The sequence below is a fragment of the Clostridium thailandense genome (assembly GCF_019207025.1).
Classification (GTDB): Bacteria; Bacillota; Clostridia; order Clostridiales; family Clostridiaceae; genus Clostridium_AM; species Clostridium_AM thailandense.
On the sequence record NZ_JAEEGC010000148.1, the window covers coordinates 1 to 5,771 of the forward strand.

The 5,771-nt window shown below is 31.8% G+C and carries 6 protein-coding genes and 1 riboswitch; of the genes, 1 reads left to right on the top strand and 5 read right to left on the bottom strand.

What is annotated here, in order from left to right; translation table 11 throughout:
- Positions 1-219 precede the first annotated feature (219 nt).
- Positions 220-305, bottom strand: a riboswitch (ZMP/ZTP riboswitch).
- Positions 306-459: 154 nt separating this feature from the next.
- The 5 genes from I6U48_RS24255 to I6U48_RS24275 form a co-directional block, all read right to left on the bottom strand.
- Positions 460-1,683 carry a molybdopterin molybdotransferase MoeA gene (locus tag I6U48_RS24255; RefSeq protein ID WP_218323061.1) on the bottom strand — a complete coding sequence of 408 codons (1,224 nt, stop codon included), beginning with the start codon at positions 1,681-1,683 and terminating at the stop codon, positions 460-462.
- Positions 1,684-1,815: 132 nt separating this feature from the next.
- Entirely contained in the window at positions 1,816-2,916 is a 1,101-nt protein-coding gene (locus tag I6U48_RS24260; RefSeq protein WP_218323062.1) for an ABC transporter substrate-binding protein, read from the bottom strand.
- A gap of 39 nt (positions 2,917-2,955) precedes the next feature.
- A complete protein-coding gene (locus I6U48_RS30375; RefSeq protein WP_218323063.1) occupies positions 2,956-3,729 on the bottom strand; it encodes a DUF364 domain-containing protein in 774 nt (257 codons plus the stop codon).
- Positions 3,730-3,745: 16 nt separating this feature from the next.
- The gene (locus I6U48_RS24270; protein ID WP_218323064.1) at positions 3,746-3,895 is read right to left on the bottom strand and encodes a TraR/DksA C4-type zinc finger protein; all 150 of its coding nucleotides are present in this window, start codon (positions 3,893-3,895) and stop codon (positions 3,746-3,748) included.
- A gap of 387 nt (positions 3,896-4,282) precedes the next feature.
- Entirely contained in the window at positions 4,283-5,101 is an 819-nt protein-coding gene (locus I6U48_RS24275; RefSeq protein ID WP_218323065.1) for a class I SAM-dependent methyltransferase, read from the bottom strand.
- A gap of 347 nt (positions 5,102-5,448) precedes the next feature.
- Here I6U48_RS24275 and I6U48_RS24280 point away from each other — a divergent pair, with 347 nt between their 5' ends.
- The gene (locus I6U48_RS24280; RefSeq protein WP_218323066.1) at positions 5,449-5,652 is read left to right on the top strand and encodes a hypothetical protein; all 204 of its coding nucleotides are present in this window, start codon (positions 5,449-5,451) and stop codon (positions 5,650-5,652) included.
- Positions 5,653-5,771: the final 119 nt, after the last annotated feature.

The following is a 5,771-nucleotide window of genomic DNA, read 5'->3' on the forward strand; positions in this document are numbered from 1 at the left end:
CATTTTAAAATACCCCCATCTTTAATCTTTCTTTTATTTTTTTAACCTCCTCAACGATTTCACTACTGCAATCGTAAGGAGATTTGTTAACTCATTTATTTGTATACTTACTATTTCACGTATTACAACAATAAAATAGTAAACATGTTAAAACATATCTCTTCTTAAATTCAAGTAAATATGTATATAGATTCACAAAAAACATAAGACCACTAAGACATTTTTTGCCCAAGCGGTCGACATTTTTACTTTATAAGCCACACTTCCTGTAGTAAACTCAACTTCCGCCAGTTATGTGTCCTTTCGTTTAAAAAAATCACTCTTAAAACATATGTATAATTGTGAATTTTTTCACTATAATTCAATATTAAACTATACTCTAAATTTTGTCAATTGGTAAAATGGAAAATTTAATTATTTTTAAAATATTCAATAAAAAATAGATTTGTATATTCAGTTTTATAAACTGTGTTTGTAACAGTTTATAAATTCTTTACTGCAAAGCAGTTCTATTTCAATAGCATCTCCTTTTTTATAATCTCCTTCACCAATTTCTGAAATGAACTGACCATTTGTTCCTAAGCACATACCAATAGAAGAAGCTTTAAAGGGGACAGGCGTGGCCATGTAAGTCCCATCAGACCTTTTTTCTACATTTATCTTGCACAAAAATGAGATTGACTTCGGACAAAACATATCTTCGGCAAGAACAGCACTAACTCTTTGACGTTTTATCATAGGCAAGTCCAGGTATTGATTGACTATTCCTCTAATGCACCAATCCAATCCATAATATGCTGCTAACGCGGGTCCAGGTAAATTGATAACTGGTTTTCCTTCAATAATTGCCAAACTCATAGGCCTTCCAGGGCCTGCTGTAACTCCATGTAAAAGAACCTCGCCCTTGTTTTCCAGCACTTTTATAGTGAAATCCTCTCCTCCCTTAGAGGATCCACCATTTATTATAATAATATCCGCTTCCTTTAAAGCTTTCTCTAAAGTAATTCCAATATTTTCAGGATTATCTTTTACAATTGAATAGCATAGAGGTTTAGCCCCCATCTCAAGAATCATATGCTTAGCCATAATACTGTTGGAATCAACATTTTGGCCTCTTTGTGGCGTTGTACCAGCAGCTATAAGTTCACTGCCTGTTGGAATGAAAGCTACAACTGGCTTTTTTATAACTGGTATATCAGTGATTCCACCTATAGCCAGCGCAGCTAAATCACTAGGACGTATTGGTATTCCAGCTTTTAATACGCAATCACCTTCTTTTATGGTGCTTCCTCTTTTTTTGACACATACACCTTCTTTCACTATCAAATTCTCTTTAAATTTAAGTTTGCCCCTCTCATCAAAAGATACATTTTCAATTGCAATTATTGCATCATAACGATCATCAAAATCGTCGCCAGTGTCAGCTCTTGTATATTCCTTTCCCGCTGCCCAGTTGGATGTTTCAGGCATACCATCTTTAAAAAAGCTAGAGGATACAGCTATTCCATCCATCATTGAAACTCTATGAACAGGAAGTGTATTGCAGGAATATATGTTTTGTGCAGGTATTCTGTATATAGCCTCTGATATAGGAATAATCTCAATTCGTTTATTAAAAAGACATTTTTCAAGTAACATACTCAAAGCCTCTGCCTTAGTTTTGCTATTTTTAAAGTCAAACATATTGTTCACCTAAACTTTCCTTAAATGCTGTATTTTTACGATATAGGTCTGCTCTATAATGAAACATGCTTAAAATAGAACTAAGTGTAATACTATCAGCTTCCATGCTGTTTAACATCCTTTCTTCATAAATTATTTAACTGAATTTTTTAGTAACGCTTTTGCATCATCATCAGATATATCAGCATGATAGAAAAGCGAATAAAAACTCTTTACTTCCTTAACCATATCAACTTTATAAGAGTCTGGATATAAAGTTGTGGCTAACCATTTTAAACCCAAATACCTATTTACTGAAGGTGGTCGATCGAACCAATTAAAAGGAGAATTAGGTATTTCATATATTTTTCCATTCTTTACTGCATTAATGTTTTTCCAATCCTGGCTGGTTTTAATTAGATCACAAGCACCGCCAGCATCTGTTCCCCATGAAATTATTACATCGGGATTCCAAGACAGAACCTGTTCCATTGACACCTCACTCATGCCGCTTCCACCTTTTGATTGGACTTTAGCAACGTTATTTCCCTTTGCCATATCAAGTACCAAAGCATGACTTGAACCAGGTGCTTCTGTTGCGAGCCCCTTTGGACCTTCAGCATAATAAACATTGACTCTTTTTTCCTTAGGTATATCCTTAGTTGCAGCTTTAACCTCATTAACAGTATTATTGCAGTAATCTGCAAGCTCTTTTGCTTTATCCTCAGCTCCCAGTATCTTTCCCATAAGTGCATAAGCTTTATCTATTTTTTCAATATTGCTGTCTACCACAATAACCGGGATATTAAGCTGTTGTTGTAGTTTATCAGCAGTGCTCACTGATGTTTTGTCAATAGCATCAGGACCAACTGAGAATATTACATCTGGCTTAACCTTAGCCAGTTCTTCTACATTAATCTTACCATTCATCTGTAAGCCACCCAAAAATGGAAGTGATGTATATTTTGAAGGTATATATTTCTTCTCATTATCTGTGAGCTTCATTGACCATCCAGCCATCTTGTCTGGAGCAAGAGAATAAACCATAATCATGCCAATAGGGCTGGTATAATAGCACTTATTAATTTTTTCAGGAATTGTAACTTTTCTTCCTGCATCGTCAGTTATTGTTTGTGTAGCAGCCTTTGGAGCTTCAACTTTTTTTTCACAACCTGTTAAATTAAAAAATACTGAACAGATTATCATACTAAGTATCAGCAAAAAAGTGATTCTGGATTTCTTCTTTCTTATCATTTTGTATGTATTCCTTTCAAATATAATTTATTATTAATACTATTTTTCATTTCTTAAAGCTTGGGAACATAAGTGAATGCATACCATTTTGCCTCCACTTTTAAATATATTCATTTTTTTCCCTTCTTGAACTGCTTTCCAAATGAGTTGCTGTTCAATTACAACAAAGCTTGCTATGAGCTTGACTCCATATTTAAATAGAATTTTAGAAACTGGCACACTAGGTCCTACTAAAATAATCTGAGCTTTTCTAGACAACTGAATCAATCTAGGCATTGTCTTGTTTGTAAATGCTGTTCCAGTAATGAATACAAAGTCCTGCTCTGGAAGTAAATACTCACAAGCTGGATCAGGGTAGTCACCTTGCTGTGGATCTCTTTCAAGTATAGATAATTCGCATATTTCTTTTAATTTTTCGATTTGGGGAAAATGACCTATAACTGCTACCTTTTTACCTTTCATCTTTGGTTCTAATACTTTAAAAGCATTGTACTTTTCTGGATTATCAGATTCCAGCATTCTCTCACCATTAATATCCATAATTTGAGAAGAGTTGTTAAATGCTGAGTTAATTGCAGCCATGCCCAAGGATGCTTCAAGCATATTCCACGATTTTGAATATTCAGCAAGCTTTTTAAGCTGCATTCCAGAAATATTACTTAGCTCACTTCCTTGCTTGCCACCTTTAATAGTCTTAACAATACCGAGTCCTTGCTCTGAACGTACGAGAGTCCAAGAAGCCCCAACCATACATTCAAGTACTGTTAGTTCTTCAGGGATTTCATTAATAAGATCATCATATATCTGCCACACATCTTTTCACCCTTTTCTAGATTTTTTTGTAATAAGCACCCTTTGCACAAGCTATACATAATACCTTTCCATCTTTAATGATATCTCTGCCATCCATAACTTTTTCATGACAAATTTCACATTTTACACTCTTATTAGGCTTTCCAGGCATATCCTCTTTTCTCATGTCCACCTGAACTGATTCAAATTTAAATAATTCTTCATCAGTAAATTGATTCCAAAATGAGAGTATATCTTCATCTGGAGAAGGATTTTTCTGAGCATTTACAACAATCCTTATACCCTTTTGTGTATTTATATCAATATTATAGTTTCAATAAAAATTTTATAATAATTATAAATTTTCTGTAAATAGGGAAGTTAAAAATAATTACGTATAATAAATGAACAATGTTAAAAAAATAAGCACTATAAAAACCATGCAAAAGGAATTTACTTTCCTTAATATGCATGGTTTTTAATTTTATTATGAATACGTTATGTATTTTAAAATAAATCTTCAATTTTTCTAGCTTTTATCAACTCTTTTACTTTGCTCTACCTATAAAAACCTCTATTTTTTCCAGAAAAGCCATGCTGATTTAGCGGTTGTCTTTTCTATTACCAAACCATCTACAACTTTACTTTTTAAATAACCTTTAATATTGGCTTTATCATCTTTTGTTAAAATTTTTGTTTTTTCAAAATAACTTAGATACTCCAAATAAAATTCATCTACAGATTTACTTCTCTCCCAACTAGAATCTTTATAGCTTATTTTAGGATAATATCCTATATTCCATAATATATTAAAAGCATTATATATTTTGTTTCCATGATAACTACTCTCATTAGAACCAAAAATTATTTTCGAAAGTTCATCCTTTAAATAATCTTTTTTTTGCACAAACCCACTCAAAAAATATAAATTTTTTCCACACTCAATCATCTTCTTGAGATCCTCATAGCTATCTATTGCTGGACTCATAGAAGCGAACACTAAATCAAATTTTTCTTTGTGCTGAAGTTCTTCTAAGCTAAATTCTGACCAAGTTTTTTTTACAAAGGTTATATTACCTATATTTTTTTCTTTTGAATTATTTTCAGCACAAGCTAGCATACTCTGAGAAATATCTGTTGCAATAACATGATCGGATATTTTCGCAAACTGCATAGCATAGAAGCCTGTACCACATCCTATGTCTAATACATTTTCAAATCTAAAATCTTGTCCAACTTCAATAAAGTCTAATATACGCGGAAAATCTATATTTGCTTTTTCCTCTATGTCTTTTATATTAAATTCTTTAGCTCTTTGATTCCAAAACTTTTCATCCATATTGTGGTATTTTTTCGAGTTGTTCCACGAATTAGAAAAATATTTTATATCCATATCAAAACCCTCTTGAATATTTTTTAAAACAGTCTGCCATAAATTTTCCCCATAATTCTTTATTCATAAATTTTCTCCTTCACAACTTATTATTTATTAGTTATTTCAAAAGTTTAAAATCTTGCCATCTTTTAAATTCTTAGCTAAGAACTTTAGAATACACTCTAACTACACTAATTTCATAATACTCTATGAACAATTATAACCCAGTGTTCCATAATAATCCATATTATTTTCTTATCAAAACCATCCTGACCAGCTTCTTTTAACTCTAAGCTTCCTAATGTTGGTTTTTTAATTACTTCTTTACCCTAAAAAATAGCAAAGCAAGAATCTCAAAAAGTACTGTGCCAAAATTTCATTTTATTAATGAGAAATATGCATATGAATCAATACAACTGGAACTTCATGATACAAAAGTTAATAAATTTATGATTTGGGGAATGGCAAAATTATCTGTTTCAGCTAACTATTTAAGTTATATAAAATTAGAAAAGGTTAAGCCATTAAGAACTGAACAAGGAATAGCTGTTGAATTTCAACTAAAATAAATATCGGGCTGTCACACTAAAAAAATTAGTGGACAGCCCTTTTTTAAAGTCTATTATATTTTAAATTATATATACATACATCATTTATTGCTATAAACTATTACTCTGCTGCAAGTTTC